The 20,515-nt window shown below is 59.5% G+C and carries 26 protein-coding genes; 19 read left to right on the top strand and 7 right to left on the bottom strand.

What is annotated here, in order from left to right:
- Positions 1 to 516 (top strand): hypothetical protein, encoded by a 516-nt coding sequence (locus FVE67_RS03270; protein ID WP_168719230.1) that lies wholly within the window; start codon positions 1 to 3, stop codon positions 514 to 516.
- Entirely contained in the window at positions 483 to 668 is a 186-nt protein-coding gene (locus tag FVE67_RS03265) for a hypothetical protein (protein WP_168719229.1), read from the top strand. Before FVE67_RS03270 ends, FVE67_RS03265 begins: the two co-directional genes overlap by 34 nt.
- Here FVE67_RS03265 and ilvC read toward each other — a convergent pair.
- Positions 655 to 1,647: a ketol-acid reductoisomerase gene (ilvC, locus tag FVE67_RS03260; RefSeq protein ID WP_168719228.1), complete on the bottom strand. Its 993-nt coding sequence runs from the start codon at positions 1,645 to 1,647 to the stop codon at positions 655 to 657. The genes FVE67_RS03265 and ilvC overlap by 14 nt on opposite strands.
- A 104-nt stretch (positions 1,648 to 1,751) precedes the next feature.
- Between ilvC and FVE67_RS03255 the strand changes: the two genes are divergently transcribed.
- Positions 1,752 to 3,428, top strand: a complete 1,677-nt coding sequence (locus tag FVE67_RS03255) for a 2-isopropylmalate synthase (RefSeq protein ID WP_168719227.1) — start codon at positions 1,752 to 1,754, stop codon at positions 3,426 to 3,428.
- On the opposite strand, the gene FVE67_RS03250 is transcribed toward FVE67_RS03255, so the two are convergent.
- Genes FVE67_RS03250 through trpC form a run of 4 tightly spaced genes read right to left on the bottom strand, consistent with a single transcriptional unit; the run spans position 3,415 to position 6,297 of the window.
- The gene (locus FVE67_RS03250; protein ID WP_168719226.1) at positions 3,415 to 4,191 is read right to left on the bottom strand and encodes a tetratricopeptide repeat protein; all 777 of its coding nucleotides are present in this window, start codon (positions 4,189 to 4,191) and stop codon (positions 3,415 to 3,417) included. The genes FVE67_RS03255 and FVE67_RS03250 overlap by 14 nt on opposite strands.
- A gap of 39 nt (positions 4,192 to 4,230) precedes the next feature.
- On the bottom strand, positions 4,231 to 5,109 hold the full coding sequence (gene hisG / locus FVE67_RS03245; RefSeq protein ID WP_168719225.1) for an ATP phosphoribosyltransferase: 879 nt from the start codon (positions 5,107 to 5,109) through the stop codon (positions 4,231 to 4,233).
- Positions 5,090 to 5,482, bottom strand: coding sequence for a phosphoribosyl-AMP cyclohydrolase (gene hisI, locus FVE67_RS03240; RefSeq protein ID WP_168719224.1), 393 nt, complete (start codon positions 5,480 to 5,482; stop codon positions 5,090 to 5,092). The genes hisG and hisI overlap by 20 nt, the downstream gene beginning before the upstream one ends.
- A 23-nt stretch (positions 5,483 to 5,505) precedes the next feature.
- Positions 5,506 to 6,297, bottom strand: coding sequence for an indole-3-glycerol phosphate synthase TrpC (gene trpC, locus FVE67_RS03235; RefSeq protein WP_168719223.1), 792 nt, complete (start codon positions 6,295 to 6,297; stop codon positions 5,506 to 5,508).
- 81 nt (positions 6,298 to 6,378) lie between these two features.
- Here trpC and rpmH point away from each other — a divergent pair, with 81 nt between their 5' ends.
- The 12 genes from rpmH to FVE67_RS03175 all read left to right on the top strand — a co-directional run bounded on the left by rpmH (position 6,379) and on the right by FVE67_RS03175 (position 16,075).
- On the top strand, positions 6,379 to 6,516 hold the full coding sequence (gene rpmH, locus FVE67_RS03230; protein ID WP_168719222.1) for a 50S ribosomal protein L34: 138 nt from the start codon (positions 6,379 to 6,381) through the stop codon (positions 6,514 to 6,516).
- Positions 6,517 to 6,518: 2 nt separating this feature from the next.
- Complete coding sequence (rnpA, locus tag FVE67_RS03225; RefSeq protein WP_168719221.1) at positions 6,519 to 6,869, top strand: ribonuclease P protein component; 351 nt, start codon at positions 6,519 to 6,521, stop codon at positions 6,867 to 6,869.
- Entirely contained in the window at positions 6,851 to 7,081 is a 231-nt protein-coding gene (gene yidD / locus FVE67_RS03220) for a membrane protein insertion efficiency factor YidD (protein ID WP_168719220.1), read from the top strand. Before rnpA ends, yidD begins: the two co-directional genes overlap by 19 nt.
- Complete coding sequence (yidC, locus tag FVE67_RS03215) at positions 7,078 to 8,721, top strand: membrane protein insertase YidC (protein WP_168719219.1); 1,644 nt, start codon at positions 7,078 to 7,080, stop codon at positions 8,719 to 8,721. Before yidD ends, yidC begins: the two co-directional genes overlap by 4 nt.
- A 6-nt stretch (positions 8,722 to 8,727) precedes the next feature.
- A complete protein-coding gene (gene jag, locus FVE67_RS03210) occupies positions 8,728 to 9,369 on the top strand; it encodes an RNA-binding cell elongation regulator Jag/EloR (RefSeq protein WP_168719218.1) in 642 nt (213 codons plus the stop codon).
- Positions 9,366 to 10,760 carry a tRNA uridine-5-carboxymethylaminomethyl(34) synthesis GTPase MnmE gene (mnmE, locus tag FVE67_RS03205; protein ID WP_168719217.1) on the top strand — a complete coding sequence of 465 codons (1,395 nt, stop codon included), beginning with the start codon at positions 9,366 to 9,368 and terminating at the stop codon, positions 10,758 to 10,760. The genes jag and mnmE overlap by 4 nt, the downstream gene beginning before the upstream one ends.
- Before the next feature lie 10 nt (positions 10,761 to 10,770).
- Positions 10,771 to 12,078: a thiamine-phosphate synthase family protein gene (locus FVE67_RS03200; protein WP_168719216.1), complete on the top strand. Its 1,308-nt coding sequence runs from the start codon at positions 10,771 to 10,773 to the stop codon at positions 12,076 to 12,078.
- Positions 12,079 to 12,149: 71 nt separating this feature from the next.
- Positions 12,150 to 12,440, top strand: a complete 291-nt coding sequence (gene gatC, locus FVE67_RS03195; protein ID WP_168719215.1) for an Asp-tRNA(Asn)/Glu-tRNA(Gln) amidotransferase subunit GatC — start codon at positions 12,150 to 12,152, stop codon at positions 12,438 to 12,440.
- 14 nt (positions 12,441 to 12,454) lie between these two features.
- Positions 12,455 to 13,903, top strand: a complete 1,449-nt coding sequence (gatA, locus tag FVE67_RS03190) for an Asp-tRNA(Asn)/Glu-tRNA(Gln) amidotransferase subunit GatA (protein ID WP_168719214.1) — start codon at positions 12,455 to 12,457, stop codon at positions 13,901 to 13,903.
- Between the two features lie 40 nt (positions 13,904 to 13,943).
- Positions 13,944 to 14,225: a hypothetical protein gene (locus tag FVE67_RS03185; protein WP_246167919.1), complete on the top strand. Its 282-nt coding sequence runs from the start codon at positions 13,944 to 13,946 to the stop codon at positions 14,223 to 14,225.
- Complete coding sequence (locus FVE67_RS03180) at positions 14,218 to 15,093, top strand: HDOD domain-containing protein (RefSeq protein ID WP_168719212.1); 876 nt, start codon at positions 14,218 to 14,220, stop codon at positions 15,091 to 15,093. Before FVE67_RS03185 ends, FVE67_RS03180 begins: the two co-directional genes overlap by 8 nt.
- On the top strand, positions 15,068 to 16,075 hold the full coding sequence (locus FVE67_RS03175; RefSeq protein WP_168719211.1) for a GGDEF domain-containing protein: 1,008 nt from the start codon (positions 15,068 to 15,070) through the stop codon (positions 16,073 to 16,075). Before FVE67_RS03180 ends, FVE67_RS03175 begins: the two co-directional genes overlap by 26 nt.
- Here FVE67_RS03175 and FVE67_RS03170 read toward each other — a convergent pair.
- Positions 15,968 to 16,741, bottom strand: coding sequence for a prepilin peptidase (locus FVE67_RS03170; protein ID WP_168719210.1), 774 nt, complete (start codon positions 16,739 to 16,741; stop codon positions 15,968 to 15,970). The two genes, FVE67_RS03175 and FVE67_RS03170, sit on opposite strands and share 108 nt — an antisense overlap.
- A complete protein-coding gene (locus FVE67_RS03165) occupies positions 16,738 to 17,094 on the bottom strand; it encodes a PilZ domain-containing protein (protein WP_168719209.1) in 357 nt (118 codons plus the stop codon). The genes FVE67_RS03170 and FVE67_RS03165 overlap by 4 nt, the downstream gene beginning before the upstream one ends.
- A gap of 73 nt (positions 17,095 to 17,167) precedes the next feature.
- Here FVE67_RS03165 and FVE67_RS03160 point away from each other — a divergent pair, with 73 nt between their 5' ends.
- The 4 genes from FVE67_RS03160 to FVE67_RS03145 are packed head-to-tail and all read left to right on the top strand — an operon-like array spanning position 17,168 to position 20,458.
- Positions 17,168 to 18,037, top strand: coding sequence for a KaiC domain-containing protein (locus tag FVE67_RS03160; RefSeq protein ID WP_168720324.1), 870 nt, complete (start codon positions 17,168 to 17,170; stop codon positions 18,035 to 18,037).
- A gap of 2 nt (positions 18,038 to 18,039) precedes the next feature.
- Positions 18,040 to 18,828: an LbetaH domain-containing protein gene (locus FVE67_RS03155; RefSeq protein WP_210534645.1), complete on the top strand. Its 789-nt coding sequence runs from the start codon at positions 18,040 to 18,042 to the stop codon at positions 18,826 to 18,828.
- 14 nt (positions 18,829 to 18,842) lie between these two features.
- Entirely contained in the window at positions 18,843 to 19,763 is a 921-nt protein-coding gene (gene dapA / locus FVE67_RS03150; protein ID WP_168719207.1) for a 4-hydroxy-tetrahydrodipicolinate synthase, read from the top strand.
- Between the two features lie 2 nt (positions 19,764 to 19,765).
- Positions 19,766 to 20,458, top strand: a complete 693-nt coding sequence (locus tag FVE67_RS03145; protein WP_210534644.1) for a phosphoribosyltransferase — start codon at positions 19,766 to 19,768, stop codon at positions 20,456 to 20,458.
- The last annotated feature ends 57 nt before the right edge of the window (positions 20,459 to 20,515 follow it).

The raw sequence follows: 20,515 nt of genomic DNA, 5'->3' as shown, positions 1-20,515 counted from the left end.
TTGAAAACCCTGGATCTCTTTGAATCCTCTTCCCATCTGGTGGAAGATTGGGCGCTCATCGGAAAATTGGCCTTAGCGGCCCAGGTGGAAATCCTCCCCACCATCGATCTGGACTTTCTGGTATCTTTCAAAGATTTCGAAGGTCTCAGAAGACTTTTAGCCTCTCTTAATTTTGAGATCGCGGTGGTAGAGCTTCCCGAAGGGAAAAAACTCTTGCGCTTCTGGGAAAAAAAAGATTTAGTCCCTGTAGATCTGGTAGAAGCCAAATATCCGTGGGAAAAGGACATCCTCCAAGAGGCTTTGGTTCTGGAGGTCTTTGGTCAAAAGGTTAAGGTAGCCCGTAAAGAAGACATTCTGGTTTTAAAGTTGGCCCACTATCGAAGCTTTAAGGATCAGACGGATCTAGAAATTCTTCTGCGGGATCCCTCCTTGGATCATGAAAGGGTAGAACATTTGGCAAGGAAGGCGGGAGTCGAAGAAAAATGGAAAAGATTGAAGATGCAAGGGAGCTTATAGAAAAACCCCCGCCCTTTGGGCGGGGGGATGCCCATTTAAGGGAACTTTACCAGCGTATGCGCCCGGGCCAAAGGCTCGAGGTGGCCCTTTCCCTCGGCGATCTCCTGATAGAGCTCCGGCGGGCCCTGGGCAGGAAGACTATTTCTTCTTGAGCCAGGGCATCATCTCTCGCAGTCGGGCCCCGACCTCCTCGATGGGGTGGGCGGCCTCCTGGCGGCGCAGGGCGTTCATGACCGGACGGCCAGCCTGATTTTCTAAAATCCATTCCCGAGCAAAGCGTCCACTCTGAATCTCTTCCAGGATGCGCTTCATCTCCTCCTTTACCCGCTGATCGATAATCCGCGGCCCCCGGGTAAGATCTCCGTATTCCGCGGTATCGCTGATGGAATAGCGCATGAAGGAAAGCCCGCCCTCATAGATGAGATCCACGATGAGCTTGAGCTCGTGGCAGCATTCAAAATAGGCCAGCTCCGGAGGATAGCCGGCCTCCACCAGAGTCTCGAAGCCGGCCTTGATCAGGGCCGAAACCCCGCCGCAGAGCACGCACTGCTCCCCGAAAAGGTCGGTCTCGGTCTCCTCCCGGAAGGTGGTCTCGATCACCCCGGCCCGCGTGCCACCGATCCCCTTAGCGTAAGCCAGGGCCCGGGCCAGGGCCTGGCCGGTGGCGTCCTGATGCACGGCCACCAGACAGGGCACCCCGGCCCCTCGCTCGAACTCCCTCCTCACCAGGTGCCCCGGGCCTTTGGGCGCCACCATGGTTACATCCACCTCCTTGGGAGGCACGATCTGCCCGTAGTGGATATTGAATCCGTGGGCAAACATGAGCATCTTGCCCGGAGAAAGGTTGGGCTCGATGGCTTCTCGATAGAGCTGGGGCTGGATCTGGTCCGGCACCAGGACCATGATAATTTCCGCCCGGGAGCAGGCCAGGTGCGGGGCTAAAACCTCAAAACCGTCGGCCTGGGCCCTCTCGTAACTGGGGCCCCCGGCCCGGAGTCCCACGATCACCTTAAGGCCGCTGTCCCGGAGATTGAGGGCGTGGGCGTGCCCCTGACTACCATATCCCAGGATGGCAATGGTCTGGTCCTTAAGAAGCGAAAGATCCGCATCCTGATCGTAGTAGATCTTCATGAGGGCCTCCTTGAGATAAGGTTTCTTTCTCCTTACCTAGCACCGCTTGTGAGGGGCGTCAACGGGCATTAAAATCTTTTTCAGTTTTTAAAGGAGGCCCTTTGATGATTAACCGGGTTTACATCTTCGATACCACCCTGCGGGACGGAGAGCAGTCCCCCGGGGTCTCTCTTTCCATGGAAGAGAAGATCGAAATTGGCCGGGCCCTGGTAGACCTGGGGGTGGACGTGATCGAGGCCGGTTTTCCCGTGGCTTCCCCTGGAGATTTCCAGGCGGTCCAGACCCTGGCCCGAGAGCTTCGGGGGGTGGAGATTGCGGCCCTAGCCCGGGCCAACCCCAAGGATATCGAGACCGCTTGGGAGGCCTTAAAAGAGGCGGAAAATCCCCGGATACACACCTTTATTGCCACCTCGGATATCCATCTCCAGTACAAGTTGCGCAAGAGCCGGGAGGAGGTCCTGCAGCTGGCCCAAGAGGCCGTAAGATGGGCCCGAAAATTTACCCCCAATGTGGAATTTTCCGCCGAGGACGCCACCCGAAGCGACCGGGAATACCTGGCCGAGGTCGTAGTGGCTGTAGCCCAGGCCGGGGCCCGGGTGATCAACATTCCGGATACCGTGGGCTATACCGTCCCTCAGGAATATTACGACCTCATAGTCTTTCTGGTGGAAAGGCTTCGCCAGGCCGGCTTTGGAGAGGCCCTGGATAAAGGAGAACTCCGTCTTTCGGTGCATTGTCACAATGATCTAGGACTGGCGGTGGCCAACAGCGTAGCCGCCCTTTTGGCCGGGGCCCGTCAGGTGGAGTGCACGATAAACGGCATCGGAGAGCGGGCCGGAAACGCGGCCATGGAAGAGATCGTCATGATCCTCCGCACCCGGGGGGACTATTTTCAGAAGGCCCTGGGCACGGCCCTGGAGACCGGCATAGATACCCGAAAGATCGTGCCCACCAGCCAACTGGTCTCGCGCCTTACCGGGATGTTCGTTCAACCCAACAAGGCCATTGTGGGGGCCAACGCCTTTGCCCACGAATCGGGCATCCATCAGCACGGGGTCATCGCCCATCGTCTCACCTACGAAATCATGGACCGGGAGTCCGTGGGCTGGAGCGGAAGTGCCATTGTCCTGGGCAAACATTCCGGACGCCATGCCGTAGACTATAAATTGCGTTCCCTGGGCTGGAAGCTCTCCCGCGAGGCCCTTTCCCGGGTCTTTGAACGCTTCCGCACCGAGATCAAGGACGTCCTGCGCCGCATCCCTGACGAATATTTAGAGGGCATCCTCTATGACGAGTATCTCTCCGAAAACTACCGCTATCGAGTGATCTCCGCTCAGGTCTCGAGCCTTTACGGGACTTCCCTTAGCCCTATTGCCCAAGTGGAAGTAGAAGACCGAAAGACCGGAAAGAGGGTGGCTGTGGCCGTGGGCGTGGGTTCGGTGGACGCAGCCTTTAAGGCCGTGGCCCGGGCTCTGGGTTATCGTTTCGGAGAGGAGGGGGAAGGGGAGAGGCTTCGCCTGGTAGACTTTCATATCGACGCCCTGGGTAAGGGGACCGAGGCCGAAGGAGTCTGTGGAGTCATCCTGGAGGATGCCTCCGGCAGGCGCACCGCCGGCCTCGGCCGGGATGGGGACATCGTGGCCGCGGGGATCAAGGCCCTCCTCAACGCCCTCAACCGCCTGGAGGCCTCCCGAGAGGCCGGTGAGACCCTGCGGGAGCGTCTGGCCCGGGAGGCCGAGGCCGAGGGCCCAAGGGCCGAACCCCAGCCTATGTGCCGCTAGAGTCCTCCCCGGAGGAGAGATTCTCGAGAAGGAGAAGCCGATCTTCGGCCTTCAAGGCCCATTCACTTTCGGGGGCCAGCTCGGTGATAGATTTCCAGATCCTCCGGGCCTTATCCAGTTCCCCCAGGCGGAAGCAGGCCTCCCCCAGCCAGTAGCGGGCAGCCATGTCGCTGTGGTCGAAGCGCACGGCCCGGCGGAAGTTGAGCTGGGCCTCTTCCCAGCGCCCCTTCTCAAAGGCTATGAGCCCGGCGTAATAGTAGGCCTTGGCGTAGCGAGGGTTGAGCTTGAGGGCCTTTTCCAGAGAGGCCAGGGCCTTTTCATCGTCGCCCTTTTTGTGATAGGCCCAACCCAGGTTAGTCAGGGCCATAAAGGGCTTGGTATAGAGGGGATTGGCCAGGGCCTTTTCAAAGTAGTCGATGGCGGTATCGTAGTGGCCCTCAAGGAGGGCTAAGGCCCCCAGATTGTTTAGGGCCTCAGAATACTGGGGATCGAGGAGAAGGGCCTGCTGGAACTGGGCCCGGGCCTTCTCATGATCTCCTCGCCCCATATAAATCAGGCCCAGAATATTATAGACCTCCGGATCTTTGGGCAACTCTTCTTTGGCCAAAAGGGCCTCTCTCAAGGCCTCCGGATAACGCCCGTCCTTGAGATAGACATAGGCCAACTCCTTGTGCATGCCCGAGGCCTGCTTGCGGTAGGTAGCTTGGGGCCCGCAAGCGGAAAGGAGGAAAACGATGCTCAAGAAAAAGACCAATTTTCTCATAAGCCCCCCTCTTTGGTGTTTTTTATCTTTATAGCATTTTTAGATCACTTTGTTGAGGGCGTATTCGATGATCCCCTGAGCTCCGGCCTCTATAAGGCGGGGGACCAGCTCCCGCACCACCTCCTCGGAGACCACCGTCTCCACCGCGTACCAGCCCTCCTGATAAAGCCGGGCGATGGTGGGGGCGGTAAGACTGGGAAGGAGTTTGACCACCTTCTCGAGATTCTCCTCGGAGACGTTCATCTTAAGGCCTACCAGACGATCCGCCCGGAGGGCTCCCTGCAAGAGGAGGGCCAGCTGCTCGATCTTCTTGCGCTTCCAGGGATCCTGCCAGGCGGCCTCATTGGCGATGAGTTGCGGATGGGTGACCAGGAGTTCGTGGATGATCTTCAGCCCGTGGGCCCGAATGGTGGAGCCGGTCTCGGTGACCTCCACGATGGCGTCGGCCAGACCCTGGACCACCTTGGCCTCCGTAGCCCCCCAGGAAAACTCCACCTTTACCTCGATGCCCCGCTCGGCGAAATAACGCCGGGTGAAATTCACCAGTTCGGTGGCGATCTTTTTGCCCCGCAGGTCCTCCAGGGTGCGGATCTCCGAGTCCGCAGGCACGGCCAGCACCCACCGGGCCGGCCGCTTGCTCACCTTGGAGTAGACCAGATCCGCCACCGGGACCACTTTAGAATCATTTTCCAGGATCCAGTCCTTGCCGGTGATCCCGGCATCGAGCACCCCGGCCTCCACGTAGCGGCTCATCTCCTGGGCCCGACAGATGGCGCAGGAGATCTCTGGATCATCAATTTCGGGAAAATAACTCCGGTGATGGACCTTTACCCTCCAGCCGGATTTCTCCAGGAGTTCGATCGTGGCCTTCTCCAGGCTTCCTTTGGGGATACCGAACTTAAGCACCCTTTCGCCCATAGACCTCCTCCGGATCGAAAATCTTCTCCCCTACGATCTCCACTTGGCCCTCCCGGAGACGCCTGAAAAAGCAGGAACGGTAGCCGGTGTGACAGGCGGCCCCCCCGTGTTGTTTCACTTTTAGAAGCACGGCATCCGCATCGCAATCCAGGAGCACCTCCCGCACCTCCTGAATGTGTCCGGAAGTCTCCCCCTTGAGCCAGATCTGGCCCCGGCTGCGGCTGTAAAAATGGGCCTTTCCGGTCTCCAGCGTCTTCCGCCAGGCCTCCTCGTTCATATAGGCCAGCATGAGGACCTCCCCGCTTTCGGCATCCTGAACGATAGCCGGCACCAGGCCGCCCATTTTCGAAAAGTCCGGGGTCACCTGCGCCATTTTGGCCTCCTTCCGGGTTTTTACTACGAGCCCTTGAGCCCGGCAAGGTGTTCGGTGAAAGCCTTAAGACGGGCCTCCGGGTCCGGGGCCGTAACCAGGGCCTCCCCGATAAGAAAGGCGGCCACCCCGGCCCGGGCCAGAGGCTCGAGGGTCTCCGGATGCGAAAGTCCGCTTTCAGAGACCACCACCCGTCCGGGGGGAATCCGGGGAAGGAGCCTCAGGGTGGTTTCCACCGAGACCTCAAAGGTCCGTAAATTCCGGTTATTGATCCCTATAACTTGGGCCCCGGCCCAAAGGGCGGTCTCCAACTCCTCCTCATCGTGGACCTCTACTAAGGCCGAAAGCGAAAGACGTCGCGCATAGGCCAGAAGTTCGCGCAGGTCCTCCACCGTAAGGGCGGACACAATGAGAAGCACGGCGTCGGCCCCGAAGGCCCGGGCTTCTTCGATTTGTACCGGATCCAGGATAAAGTCCTTGCGCAGGAGAGGGAGGTCCACCTCGGCCCTCACCGCGGCCAAATATTCTAGGGAACCCTGAAAGAAGGGCTCATCGGTAATCACGGAAAGGGCCGCGGCCCCACCTCTCTGGTAGGCCCGGGCCAGACGCAGCGGATCGAACTCCGGGGCCAGAAGGCCCTTGGAGGGGGAGGCCCTTTTGATCTCGGCTATAATGGCCGGGCGGGCCCTTTCCAGGACCCGGGCCAGGTCCCGGCGAGGAGCCTCCCAGAAGGGACGAAAAAAGAGTCCCCGCCTTCTCCGGGCCTCCACCTCTTGCCGTTTCTTTTCCAGAATCCTTTCCAGAAAGTTTCCTCCCATTGACAGTCCCCGGGCCTCCGGTTTTATTTAGGCCAAACATTTTAGTCCATCCGGTGGAAAATTTAAGGGCGGAGGCTGGAAATGCCTAAAAGGACCTATCAACCGAGCCGGATAAAGCGCAAGCGGTGTCACGGTTTCCGGGCGCGGATGAGCACCCGCTCCGGGCGGAGAATCCTGCGCAATCGGCGGCGTAAGGGCCGCTGGCGTCTTACGGTTTAGGTTTGAAGCGTGAGGGGCTTTCCCGGGCCGAACGTCTCTCCCGCAAGCGAGACTTCGAAAGGGTCTTCCGGGAGGGGCGAAGGCTCGATCTTCCCTATCTCCGTGTGGTCTATGCCCCGAATGCCTGCGGTCGGCGCCGCATCGGATTTGCGGTCTCCAAAAGGGTGGGCAAGGCCGTGGTGCGCAACCGCATAAAACGCCTGCTACGAGAGACCTTTCGCCGGAACAAAGAGATCTTTCCCCCGGGATGTGATTTTATTTTCATCCCCCGGCCCGAGGTGGTCCGGCTTTCGCCGCAGGAGCTGGCCCGGGACCTTGCGGAGGCCTTTCAGAAATGCTCACCCAGGCGATAACGGCCCTCATCCGGCTTTATCGTTGGTTGCTTTCTCCCTGGCTTCCCGGAAACTGCCGTTTTTATCCCTCTTGCAGCCGCTACGCCGAAGAAGCCCTGCGGCGTCACGGGCTTTTCCGGGGAGGATGGCTGGCCCTCAGAAGAATCCTGCGCTGTCACCCCTGGCATCCCGGGGGCTACGATCCCGTTCCTGAAGGAGGACGAACGGTATGAAAAAGGACTCAGATATGGAGATGCGGGCCCTGCTGGCTGTAGTGGCCTCGCTTTTAATTCTTTTGGCCTTCAATACCTGGTATGCCAAACGTTACGCCCCCTCTACCTCTCCCAAGAGCCGTCCGCAGGCCTCTTCGCCCGCCAGAAAAGAGGCTCGGCCTGAAACCCCTCTTCCTCTCAAGGAAAGGAGGTCCTCTCCGAGTCCTTCTCTTTTGCGGGTGGAGGTCCTTCCCGTGGAGACCGAGCTCTTTTCCGCCCAGATGACCGAAGCCGGCGGCCGCTTCTTGAGCTTCAGGCTCAAAAATTACCGAGAGGACAAGGGCCCGAAAGCTCCCCTGGTAGAGTTGGTCTCCGCCCCCAAACAGGGCTTACCCATTGAGGTCTATCCTGCAGGGCATCCGGAGCTTGCTGTCCGTCCCGTAAAAGGCGAACCCCGGGCCCTCCGACTAACCGATGCCGAGAGGGGAAAAATCCTCTTTCGGCCTCAAGGAACCTCTCCCCTTTCCCTGGAAAGGGTCTTCAGCTTTTCGGCCAAGAGCTACCTTTTTCACCTGGAGGTAAAAGTAACCAACCCCGGGGAAAAGCCGGTCCAGGACCGGCTCCTTTTTCGGATCGTGGGGGCCCCCTTTTCCCGGTCCACCCGCTATGTCTTTAAAGGCCCGGCCTACATGGACGGAAAGAAGCTCGAAGAGATCAAACTTAAAAAGCCCGGAAGTTTTCGAGAGTATGCCGGGCCGGTCTCCTGGGTGGCTTACGAGGATGCCTACTTTATCCTGGCCCTCCTTCCGGAAGATCGTAAAGGTCCCTGGCGTCTTACTTTTCGGCGTCTTGAAAGGGATACAGACGAGGTCATCCTCTGGTCCCCGGAGTTCACGCTTTCCCCTGGGGCCTCCAAGACCTTTCGTCTGGCGGCCTATTTCGGGCCCAAGCGCATGGAAGACCTCAAAGCCGTGGGGCGGGGGCTGCCGAAGGCCCTGCACTTCGGCTTTTTCGACCCAGTGGCCAAGCCCCTCCTCTGGTGCCTTAAATTCTTTCATCGTTACGTAGGCAATTACGGGCTGGCCATCATTCTCCTCACTTTCTTGGTGCGCATTATCTTCTGGCCCCTCAATCATCTGAGTTACAAAAGCATGAAAAAGATGCAGGAAATCCAGCCCATCATCCAGCGCCTGCGGGAAAAATACCAAGATGATCCGCAACGCCTCCAGCAGGAACTCATGCAGGTCTACCGGACCTATAAGATCAATCCCTTCTCCGGCTGTCTCCCCATGCTCATCCAGATCCCGGTCTTTTTCGCCCTTTACAAGGTGCTCCTTCAGGCCATCGAACTCCGTCATGCCCCCTTTTGGGCCTGGATCGACGACCTTTCCGCCCCGGATCGTTTGCCGGTGGGCTTCGACATCCCCTACCTTCACGGCCTTCCGGTGCTCACCATCCTTATGGGAATCTCCATGTATGTGCAGCAAAAACTCTCTCCCACCTCTCTTGATCCTACCCAGGCCCGCCTTATGCTTATTATGCCGGTCTTCTTTACCGTGCTCTTTGTAAACTTTCCTTCGGGCCTGGTGCTCTACTGGCTGACCAACAACCTGCTTTCCATTGTCCAGCAGGTAATGATCAATAAACTTCACGCGAGGTGAGGAGCGATGACCGAAGAACGCATTTTTGAGGCCAAGACCGTAGATCAGGCCATCGAGGAGGCCTGCCGGGTGATGGGCTGTCTTCCGGAGGATCTGGAAATCGAAATCTTAGAACACGGCTCAAGCGGGCTCTTCGGCCTGGGGGCCAAGAAGGCCAAGATCAAGGCCCGCCTTAAGCCGGAAAAGATCCTCTCCGAACGGGCTAACCGGGCCGTAATGTTTCTCAAGGAACTTTTCCTTTCCGGAGAGTTGAAGCTCGAGCCCCAGGCCGAACTGGCCGAGGATCACGTGGTCATCAATCTCACCGGAGAGGATCGGGAAATCTTTACCCAAAACGGGGGTCTGGCCCTGGAGGCCTTGGAATTTCTGGTAAACAAAGTGGTAGCCCGGCGCCTGGGGATCGGCCCCAAGATTGTCATAGATGTCAACGGTTTTCGGGAGGAAAAGGAAAAAGAGATCCGGGAGATGGCCCTTAAGGCCGCCGAAAAGGCTAAAAAGACGGGCAAACCGGTAAGTCTTCCCCCGATGAGCGCCCGGGAACGCCGTCTGGTGCACATGGCCCTCAGGGGGCGCAAGGACGTGGAAACCCGTAGTGCCGGGCAGGGGGAGCGCCGGCATGTGGTGATCCATCCCGCTCGCCGCAAATGATCCCGGCCCACCTCCGGACCGAGGACACCATTGCGGCCATCGCTACTCCCCCGGGGCCGGGGGCCATCGGAGTCATCAAGATCAGCGGGCCGGAGGCCGAAGGCATCCTCCGCCGGGTCTTTCGCCCGGCCCGGCCCCGGGAACACTTTGAATCCCACCGGCTTTACTACGGACATATCGTGGACCCTGAAAGCGGGGAGCCGGTGGACGAAGTCCTGGTGGCCCTTATGCGGGCCCCCCGCAGCTACACCCGGGAGGATGTGCTCGAGATTTACGCCCATTCCGGCTACCGGGTCCTCACCCGCATCCTGGAGTTGGTGTTGCGGGCCGGGGCCCGGCCGGCCGAACCCGGAGAGTTCACCCGGCGGGCCTTCCTCAACGGCCGCCTCGACCTGGCCCAGGCCGAGGCCGTAGAAGAGATCATCCATGCTCGCTCCGATCAGGCCCTGCGCCTGGCCTTAAGACACCTTTCCGGAGGGCTTTCGGAACGCATCCAGGCCCTGCGGGACCGGATCCTGGATCTCTTAGCGGTTACCGAGGTGGCTGTTGACTTTCCGGAAGAAGACGTGGAGATCCTCTCCCCGGAAGAAATGCGCCGTAGGCTCTCCGAGGAAGTCCTTCCGGAGATCCGGCGTCTCCTAGCCTCGGCCGAAGAGGGGCGGGTCTTCCGAGAGGGAATCGCCGTAGTGCTGGCCGGGCGGCCCAATGTGGGCAAATCCAGCCTCCTTAACGCCCTCCTGCGAGAAGAACGGGCCATCGTGACCCCTGTCCCCGGGACCACCAGGGACGTGATCGAGGAGACGGCCCAGATTGCCGGACTTCCGGTGCGGCTCATCGATACGGCGGGGCTCCGGGAGGCCGCCGACGAGGTGGAGTCCATCGGGGTGCGCAAGGCCCGGGAGAAACTGGCCGCCGCAGACGTGGTGGTCTTTCTGGTGGACGGAAGCCAGAGCCCGACCGAAGAAGACCAGCGTCTTTACGAAGAGGTACGCTCCCGGCCGCACGTGGTAGCGGTAAACAAGATCGATATCGCTCCGGCGGAAAATCTCTCCCTCTGGCGCCGCCAGTTCCACCAAACCCCGGTCTTCATCTCCGCCAAGGAGGGCCGGGGACTTGAGGAACTTTCCCGGAGGATCTTCGAAGTGGCGGTAGGTCACGGTCCGGCCGAGCCCCCGGAAATCGCCCCCAATCTACGTCAAAAGGCCGCCCTCGAACGGGCGAAAAAGGCCCTGGAAAGGGCTCTGAGGCTTCTTGATCAACCCGCGCCCCTTCCGGAACTTCTGGCCGTGGAACTGCGAGAGGCCCTTTCAGCCCTTTCGGAGATCACCGGGGAGGTGACCACCGAAGATCTCTTAGATAGAATCTTCTCCAGTTTTTGTATAGGAAAGTAAGGGGGAGGCCTTGGAAGTCCTGGTCGTAGCCGGCTCAGATCCCTCGGGATGGGCCGGGTTTCAGATGGACCTGCGGGTGCTGGCCCTCCTTGGGGTTTCGGCCACCGCGGTTCCTTCGGCCTTCACCGTCCAGACCGCGGAGGAGGCCTTCTTCTGGGAACCCGTCCCCGAGGCCCTTTTTGAAAAGGCCCTGGTTGCAGCCCTTCCCGGGGTACGGGTGGTCAAGGTGGGGATGCTGGGGAAGGCCTCCCTGGTCCGGACCCTGGCCCGGGTGCTTGCGGACTTCCCCGGTCCTGTGGTCCTGGATCCGGTGCTTTCGGCCTCAAGTGGCCTTCCTCTGGCCGAGCCGGCCCTCGGGGAAGTGCTGAAGAAGGAACTCCTTCCCCGGGTGACCCTTCTTACCCCCAATCTCCCTGAGGCCGAGGCCCTTCTCGGACGAAGGATAGAACCCGGAGGAGAGGCCGAGGCCGCCAAGGCTCTGGGCGCCCTGGGGCCCCGAGCGGTCCTTCTCAAAGGAGGACATGGAGAGGGGCCGGAGGTGCGAGACTTCTTCTGGGACGGAAGGGAAACTAAGGTCTTCCGGCGGCCCCGTCTTTTGCGGAACTTCCGCGGCACCGGCTGCTTTTTGGCCAGCACCGTAGCCGGGCTCCTTTCCCAGGAGAAACCCCTCCCTCAAGCCGTAGCCCAGGCCGAAGATCTGCTTTCTCTAGCCCTGCAGGCCGCCTCCTACAGGGATCGTCCGGGGGCGGAGGCCGGAATCCTCTGGGAACGGCTTTCCGAAGGCCGCCAGGTGCTAGAGGCCCTCGCCGAGGCCGCCGAAGAGTTCTGTACGCATCCGGTGCGCCCCCTGATCCCGGAGGTCCAGACCAATCTGGCCTATGCCCTGCCCCTGGCCCGGGGCCCGGAGGAAGTGGCCGCCTTTCCCGGACGCATCGTGGGGTACGGAAAAACCGCCCGACCGGTAGGCTGTCCCGCCTTCGGGGCCTCCAGTCATGTAGCCCGCATCGTCCTGGCCGCCCTGCGTTTCGATCCCGAAAAACGGGCCGCCATGAATATCCGTTATGAAGAAGAGTTCCTAAAACGGGCCGAAGCTCTGGGCCTGCGGGTGGCCCACTTTTCCCGCACCGAGGAACCCGAGGAAATCAAGCGTCGCGAAGGGGGGACCCTCTCCTGGGCGGTGACCGCGGTCTGCCAGCGTCTGGGCTATGTCCCGGACCTCATCGCCGACCCGGGCGACCTGGGCAAGGAGCCCATGATCCGCATCCTGGCCCGCAGCCCCCAGGAGGCGGTCCGCCTGGCCCTGAAACTTCTGCCTTGATTCCTTGTTCCCTCCGCGGCTTTGTGTTAATTAAAAGGTAGAAAAAGATCTTTAAGAGAGGGGATTTTCTTATGGCCATCTCCAAAGAGGAAGTGCAACACGTAGCTCATCTAGCCCGTTTGGAATTTTCCGAAGAGGATCTGGAACGCTTCACCCGGGAACTCTCCAGCATCCTGGACTATGTAGCCAAGCTCTCGGAGGTGGACACCTCCGGAGTGGAGCCCACCTATAATGCCCTGCGGCTCACGAACCGCTTCCGGGAGGACCAGACCCGTTCTTCTTTCCCCCCGGAAGAAATTTTGGCCAATGCCCCGGAGCGGGAAGGGACTTCCTTCGTAGTCCCCCGGGTTATTCGGAGCTGAGGAGGAGCGGAAAGATGTCCTTTGAGTCCCTTCTGACCCTAAGAGAGCGCCTGAGAAGGCGTGAGATAAGTGCCGAAGAGCTTACGCGCTATTACCTGGAAAGGATTGAACGCCTGGATCCCCGCCTGCGGGCCTATATTACCGTTACCCCTGACCAAGCCCTTTCTGCAGCCCGAGAGGCTGATCGCCGGCTGGCCGCCGGAGAAGATCTTCCCCTTCTGGGTCTTCCGGTGGCCATAAAAGACAACATCTGCACCCGAGGGATCCGTACCACCTGTGCCTCGAAGATCCTCGAGAATTTTGTCCCCCCTTATGACGCCACGGTGGTGGAAAGGCTCAAAGCCGCGGGGGCGGTCCTCCTAGGGAAGACCAATCTCGACGAATTCGCCATGGGTTCTTCCACGGAAAATTCGACCTTCTTTCCCACCCGCAATCCCTGGGATCTCGAGCGGGTTCCAGGAGGGTCCTCCGGGGGTTCGGCTGCCGCCGTGGCCGCAGACCTCTGCGCGGCCTCTCTGGGCTCAGATACCGGAGGGTCCATCCGGCAGCCCGCCTCTTTCTGTGGGGTAGTAGGGTTTAAGCCCACCTACGGGCGGGTTTCCCGGTACGGGCTGGTGGCCTTCGCCTCTTCTTTGGATCAGATTGGTCCCCTTACCCGGACGGTGGCGGATGCGGCCCTTGTCCTTCAGGTGATCGGAGGCCCGGACGAAAGGGATTCCACCTCCTGGCCCGAACCCCAGCCCGACTACCTGGAGGCCCTGAAGGCCCCGGTGGAGGGAATGAAGCTGGGGCTGGTCCGGGAGGCCTTCGGAGAGGGTCTTTCCGAGGAGGTACGCTCCGTGGTGGAGGAGGCCTTCAGGGCCTTAAAAGATTTGGGTTGTGAGCTCCGGGAGGTCTCCCTTCCCCATATGGAATACGCCCTGGCGGCCTATTACATCATCGCCCCGGCGGAGGCCAGTTCCAATCTGGCCCGCTACGACGGAGTGAAATACGGCTTTCGGGCCGAAGGGCGAGACCTTCTGGAGATGTACAAAAAGACCCGCTCCGAGGGTTTTGGCCCGGAGGTCAAACGGCGGATCATGCTGGGGACCTATGCCCTTTCGGCCGGCTATTACGAGGCCTTTTACCGCAAGGCCTCCCAGGTGCGGACCCTTATCCGGCGCGATTTCGAGGTGGCCTTCCGGGAGGTGGACCTCCTTCTTCTTCCCGCAAGCCCAACCCCCGCCTTCCGTCTGGGAGAAAAGACCGACGATCCCCTTCAAATGTACCTTTCGGATATTTATACCATCCCGGTGAATCTAGCCGGGCTTCCGGGGCTGAGTCTCCCGGTGGGCTTGGCCGAAGGAAAGCTTCCGGTGGGTCTCCAAGTGATCGGCCCTCAGCTGGCCGACGATCGGGTCCTGGCCCTGGCCCATCATCTGGAAAGGGCCCTGGCCCTGGAGCTCAAACCTCCGCTGGAGTGAAATTTTGCAGAGGCTGCCCCTAAAGTATCTCAAGCCAGGGATGCGCACCGCCCAGGAGGTGCGGGACGAAAAGGGTCGGGTACTCTGTCCTGCGGGCACCACTCTTAGCCCCGAAATCCTCGAACGCTTTGCCAAGATGGGGGTAAGTTATGTCACCGTGGAGGGACATCCAGTAAACTTCCCCTGGGAAAAGACCCTGGCCGAAGAACTGGCCGCCCTAGAGAAGCGCTTTTCTCAGGCCCTCCATCCCTTCCTCCTGGAACTCAAGGAGGTCCTGCGCGAGGTCCTGGGAGAGCTTCATCGGGAGAGCGAGGATGCCTGACGACAAGCGCCGGGAGATCAAGAAAAAGCTGCGCACCCTTCAGGGGCTTCCCACCCTTCCGCCTATTGTCTCTCAACTCACCCGCATGATTGGGGACGAGACCGTCTCCGCCCCCCAGATTGCCGCGGTAATCGAAAAAGACCAGGTGCTCACCGGTAAAGTGTTGCGCCTGGTCAACTCTGCCTTTTACGGCTTTCCCCGGCGGATTTCCACCGTCTCTAACGCCATCGTCCTTCTGGGCTTCAACGTCATTCGCACTCTGGTCCTTACGGCCTCCATCTTCGAGATGATGCAGAGTCAGGATGTGGCCCTCTGGGAGCATTCTCTAGGGGTTGCGGTCACCAGCGGCCTTTTGGCCAAGCGATTTGAATTAGAAAACCCGGAGGAGGTGGCCACGGCCGGGCTCCTCCACGATCTGGGCAAGGTGGTTATCCGGGCCTCGCTTACCGAGGACTGGCCGGCCATCAAGGAAAAGATTGCCCAGGGGAAACCCCCTCGCGAGGCCGAACTTGAGGCCCTCCATATGGACCACGCAGAGATTGGGGGATATCTCCTTGACCGCTGGAATCTTCCGGAAAGGCTGGTGGAGCCCGTGGCCCACCATCATGAACCGAAAAAGGCCCGAAAATTTCCTAAAGAGACGGCCCTCGTGCATCTGGCGGATATTCTGGTCCGGGCCCGAGGATTTGGAGTAGAGGGAGACTGGTGGTTGCCGGAACCCTCCAAAAAGGCCCTGGCCGAAATCCCCCTCTCCCGGGAAGATTTAAAGGAAATTTTCCGAGAGATGGAAGAGAAATTTTATGAACTAAAATTTTTTACTGAGGATTTGCGGGAGGCCCTGAGTGCGGAAAATCCTTCTGGTAAGTGAAGAGAACCCTCCCTTTAAGGAATGGACCAGAGCCCTGCGCCAGAAGGGATACTGGACGGAGATCTTCCCCGAGATTCGAGAGGCTGCCGAAAGGGTCCTCTTCGACCTTCCAGACATGCTGATTCTTCAGGAGAGCCTTAGTCCGCATCTGGCCCGGGATCTGGTCTTCGCCCTAAAAGAGGATCTCAGCCTTTCCTCCCTTCCCATTCTCCTGGTGCTCAAGTCGGAAAGAATTTCCGAAATTGAGTGGGAAGATTACTTCATAGATGATTTTTTGACTGAAAATTCCCCGAAAGAGGAGGTCCTTTCCCGAGTACAGCTGGCCTTCATCCGCTCGCAGCGCTTGGCAGACAATAACCCCCTTACCGGCCTTCCGGGGAATACTTCCATTTTGCGAAAGATCGAAGAGGTGCTGGAAAGCCCCGGCCGCTGGGCCGTGGCCTATGTGGACCTGGACCACTTTAAACCCTATAACGACACCTACGGCTTTTCCCGGGGAGACGAGGTCATCCGCATGGTGGCCCGTCTCTTAGTAAACACGGTGGAAGCCCATGCCGGCCCCAAGGGTTTTGTAGGGCACATCGGAGGAGACGATTTCGTCTTCATTGTGCCTCTTGAAGTGGCTGAAGAGGTGGCCCGGGAGATCATCCAGAATTTCGACGAGCTCATCCTCAACTTCGTAAATGAAGAAGATCGTCGTCGAGGATGCCTGATCACCACCGACCGGCAGGGGGTCCTCTGTCGGCTTCCCTGGCCTTCGGTCTCCATTGCCATCGTACCGGTCTGGCCGGGACGCTTTCACCATTACGGGGAAGTGGCTGCGGTAGCCGCCCAGATCAAACACTATCTCAAGAAGATGCCCGGGAGCGCCTTTTTAATAGACCGTCGGAAAGAGAAAAAAAAGCGCGCCCCGGGGAAGAAAGAGCGTCGCCAGGGCTCCCAGGGCCAGAAAGGGCCCGAAGGGGAGGGCGGATCCTCCTGAAAGCCGCCGGCGGCCCAACAGAAAAAGAAAGAGGGCTGCCCCCAGCCCGCTTGCCGCAGCCAGAAAGACCACCGGAAAAAGGCGCCAGGGCCCGAGGAAGGCCCCTATGAGGGCCAGAAGCTTGTGGTCTCCCCCGCCCAGGCCCTCCCGGCCCCGCAACCAGGCGTAGAACTCTCCCAAGAGATAGAAGGCCCCGGCCCCGCAGAGGGCTCCCACCAGGGCCCTAAAAGGGGTCACCAGGGGGTTCCAGGGGGAAAGGGCCAGCCCCAGGAGGAGCCCTCCCAGGGTAATCTCGTCCGGAATGATGCGGTGTTCCAGATCGATAAAGGTGGCGGCCAAAAGGAGGAGGGAAAAGAGATAAAAAATGGCCCCGGCCGGCCAACCAAACCGCTCAAAAGTGAAAAGGATCAGAAGACCACTGGTCAGTTCCACCAGAGGATAACGCCAAGAGATAATCCCCCCACAGCTTCGACAGCGCCCCTTTTGTAAAAGATAAGAAAGCAAAGGTAGATTTTCGTACCAGCGCAGGCGATGCCCACAGTGGGGGCAAAAAGAGCCGGGAGTAGCCAGGGAAAGCCCGCGGGGTAAGCGGTAGATCACCACGTTGAGAAAACTCCCCAAAGCCAGACCCAGAAGAAAGAGAAAGAAGAGCTGGGGAGGATTCATCGTGAAGACATGATCTTGTCGTAAAGTTGCCGGGCTTCGTGGATAATCTGAAGAGCCTTGAGAAACTTGGCGTAGACGTGGTGAAGTTCTCCTTCAATTTCCAGAATGAGGACTCCCGCTCCTCGGGGCTCAAGCCCTCCCTGATGCATCACCAGGGCCCGTACGGGAATACGTCCTACCCCGGGAAGCTCCAACTCTAGGGGCAGAATAGTCCCCGGCGGAGGAGGATCCTCCATAGCGATAAAACAACCTTTGAGGGAGATATCCAACACATCGTAAGGTTTTTCCTTCCCCGGCAGATAGGCCCGAATGCAATCAAAATGTAAACGGGGATAGCGCCTCTTTTCTTTCACCTCGGGTTCCTTTAGAAATCGCTCTGTTTCTATGATATAGTAAATCTATATAAAAAGTCAAACTCGGAGGTAGATTTTGGAAAGGGAACGGACCATTGTAGAAGAGGCCATTTTCCGGCCTTCGGAGGCCGCGGAAAAGGCCCCGCCCCTTGAGGGGGTCCCTACAGGAGTGCCCGGTCTAGACGAACTCTTTTTCCGGGTGGAGTGGGAAAAGGGCCGTCCGGTGCGCCGACCGCTGGGAGGGATTCCTTTAGGGGCGGTGGTCAACCTCACCGGGATGCCGGATACCGGAAAAAGCCTCATGGCCGAACAATTTACCGTGCGCCAAGCGGCGGAGGGCCACCGGGTCTGTCTGGTGACCGTGGAGACCCCGGCCCCCTTTGTGGCCCGAGGGTTGGAAGAGCGGGCTCGGGCCATGGGGTTTGATTTTTCCAGCCTTGAAGAGAACATCGTTCTTCTTGATGCGGCAAGCCACCACCGGTTGCGGGAGGATCTACCCACCCTGCTCGACACCCTGGCCCATATCTATCGCACCTACAAGGTCACCCGCACGGTGGTGGACTCGGTAACCGGCCTTTACGAGGCCCGGGAGATGATGGCCCGTAGCGTGGTGCGGGCCCTTTATACCTTTTGTAAGAAATGGCACCAGACCGCGGTCTTTGTCTCCCAGAAAAGAAGTGCCCATGAAGAACTTTCGGCCGAAGCCGCCGGAGGTTACGCCGTGGGCCATATCGTAGACTGCACCATGGTGCTTTCCAAAGAACTCCTTCTTTCAGCCCGGGCGGCCTCGGCCTACGGTCTTTCCCCGGGGACCATCCTCCGGCTTTTCCGGATAGACGGCTGCCGCCTCTGCGGGCACGACACCTCGGTGCGCCTACTTGAAATTACCGAACTCGGTCTGGTAAAAGTGGGAAAACCCCTGGCGGAAATTCTCAAAAAATGAGTTTGAGCCCGCAAGACTATTTCGATCTTACCGCCCTTACTCGACACCGGATCCTCTTTGAAGACTGTGTCTACGTGTGGGAGGTCCTGAAAAGACTGGCCGAGTATCTTCGGGACCATATCCGTCCCCTTCCCCCGGAGGTTCCTCTCGCCGAACCCCTGAGGGAGGGTCTGGTCTTCTGGGGAGAAGAAATCTTCCCCTTCTCTGAAGTAAAGCTTTTTCGGGAACGGAAAGGATTCCGGGTCCTGCGCAAAGGGGAGGAACTCCCGGGAGCCGCTCTGGTCTTCCCGGGGGCGGTCTTTATGGATCGGGAGGTGGGGCTCTCTCCGGGGGTGCTGGTGGAACCCGGGGCTTTGATCTATGGCCCCACCCTTCTCGGCCCCAGGACCGAAGTTCGGCAGGGGGCCTACCTCCGGGGAGAGGTCCTTACCGGAGAGGGTTGCATCATTGGACACACCACGGAGGTCAAAAAGGCCGTATTCCTCGACGGAGCCAAGGCCGGCCATTTCGCTTATGTAGGCGATAGCCTCCTGGGCCGGGAGGTCAATCTGGGGGCGGGAACCAAGCTGGCCAATCTAAGGCTTGCCCGGGGGACCATTAGGGTGCGGAAGGAAGGTCAGGTGGTGGATACCGGGCTTCGTAAATTGGGAGCCGTATTGGGAGACGGGGTGCAGACTGGCTGTAACAGTGTGACCAATCCCGGGACCCTTCTCGGCCCCGGCTCCCTGGTTCTTCCCAACGTGACCGCCGGCCCCGGGATCTTTCCGGCCCGGAGTATCATTAAAAAGTAAAAAGGAGGGAGGCCATGCCCTGCGGAAGAAAGCGCTGCAAGAATTTCGGCCCGGAAGACATCAAAGGTTCCATTGTGGCCATCGTCACCCCCTTTAAAGAGGACGGGACCCTGGACGAGGAGGGCTTCCGGGAGCTGGTGCGCTGGCACCTCAAGGAAAAGACTCACGGCCTGGTGGTGGTGGGAACCACCGGGGAGTCAGCCACCCTTTCCAAGGAGGAAAAGGCCCGGGTCTTTGAGATCGCCCTGGAGGAGGCCAAGGGCAAGGTCCCGGTCATTCTGGGGACCGGCACCAACAATACTGCGGCCTCCATCGAGCTCACCAAGATGGCCCAGGAGATGGGGGCCGATGCCGTCCTCATGGTCACCCCTTACTACAATAAGCCCACCCAGGAAGGGCTTTTCCGGCATTACGAGGCGGTGGCCCGGGAGGTGAAGGTGCCCATTATCCTTTATAACGTGCCCGGGCGCACCTCGGTCAATCTGGCTCCGGAAACCGTGGCCCGGCTCTCTAAGATCCGCAACATTATTGGTATCAAAGAGGCCACGGGCTGCATGAAACAGGCTACGGAGATCTTTCGCCTCTGCGGGAACAAGTTTCGGGTCTTTTCCGGAGACGACTTTACGGCCTTCGGTCTCATGGCCCTGGGAGGACACGGAGTAATCTCGGTGGCCGCCAATGTGGTCCCCCGGGAGATGGCCCGTTTCATGGAGGCCTGCCTCAAGGGCAAGTGGGACCAGGCCCGGCGGATGCATTTCAAGCTCTACCCCTTGTTTAAGGCCCTTTTTCTGGAGACCAATCCTGTGCCGGCCAAGGCCGCCCTGGCCCTTATGGGAAAGATAGCCAGCCCCACGGTACGCCTTCCCCTGGCCCCCATGAGCGAGGCCAATCTCGAAAAGCTCCGGGAGGTCCTTAAGGACTACGGGTTAATCTAGCTTTGATTTTTGAAGATCCACGTTATCGAAACCGGATTCATGTATTTCGCGACCGGACGGAGGCCGGCCGCCGGTTGGCGGAAATGTTACGGCCGGCCTATGAAAAAGGCCCGCCGGGCTGGATCCTGGCCATTCCGGCCGGCGGGGTCCCGGTGGCGGTGGAGGTGGCCCGGGCCCTGAAGTGGCCCCTGGATCTCCTTCTGGTCAAAAAGCTCCCCCTCCCCTGGAATCCGGAGGCCGGCTTCGGGGCTTTGACTATAGAGGGAGATCTCCTGGTGAACCGGGAGGCCATGCGCTATTTCCGCCTCACGGAGGAGGATCTCGCCTGGGCCCGGGAGAGGGCCAGGGAGGAACTCCAAAAACGCAATCGGCTACTTCGCGGGGGGCGTCCTTATCCGGACCTTTCAGGGAAGACCGTCCTTCTCGTAGACGACGGGCTGGCCTCGGGTTTTACCATGCTGGCCGGGGTCCAGATGGTGCGCCGCAAGGGGGTCTCCAAAGTCATCGTGGCGGTCCCCACGGCCTCGGAAAGGAGTCTAGAGCTCCTAGAGCCCCAGGTGGACGAAATCTACTGTCCCAATGTCCGCTCCGGTCCCTATTTCGCGGTGGCCGACGCCTACCAGAACTGGTACGACTTAGATTATGAAGAGGTCCTGGACTTCCTGAAAAGTCTGGAAAAAAGCTCCACCCCTTGAGTCCCCTTAAATGCATTAGCTCAGACTTAATCTGACAGGTAGGCCTTCCCAAAGGGG

Source organism: Thermosulfurimonas marina (assembly GCF_012317585.1).
Classification (GTDB): domain Bacteria; phylum Desulfobacterota; class Thermodesulfobacteria; order Thermodesulfobacteriales; family Thermodesulfobacteriaceae; genus Thermosulfurimonas_A; species Thermosulfurimonas_A marina.
This window is presented reverse-complemented; position numbering and strand designations above follow the sequence as displayed.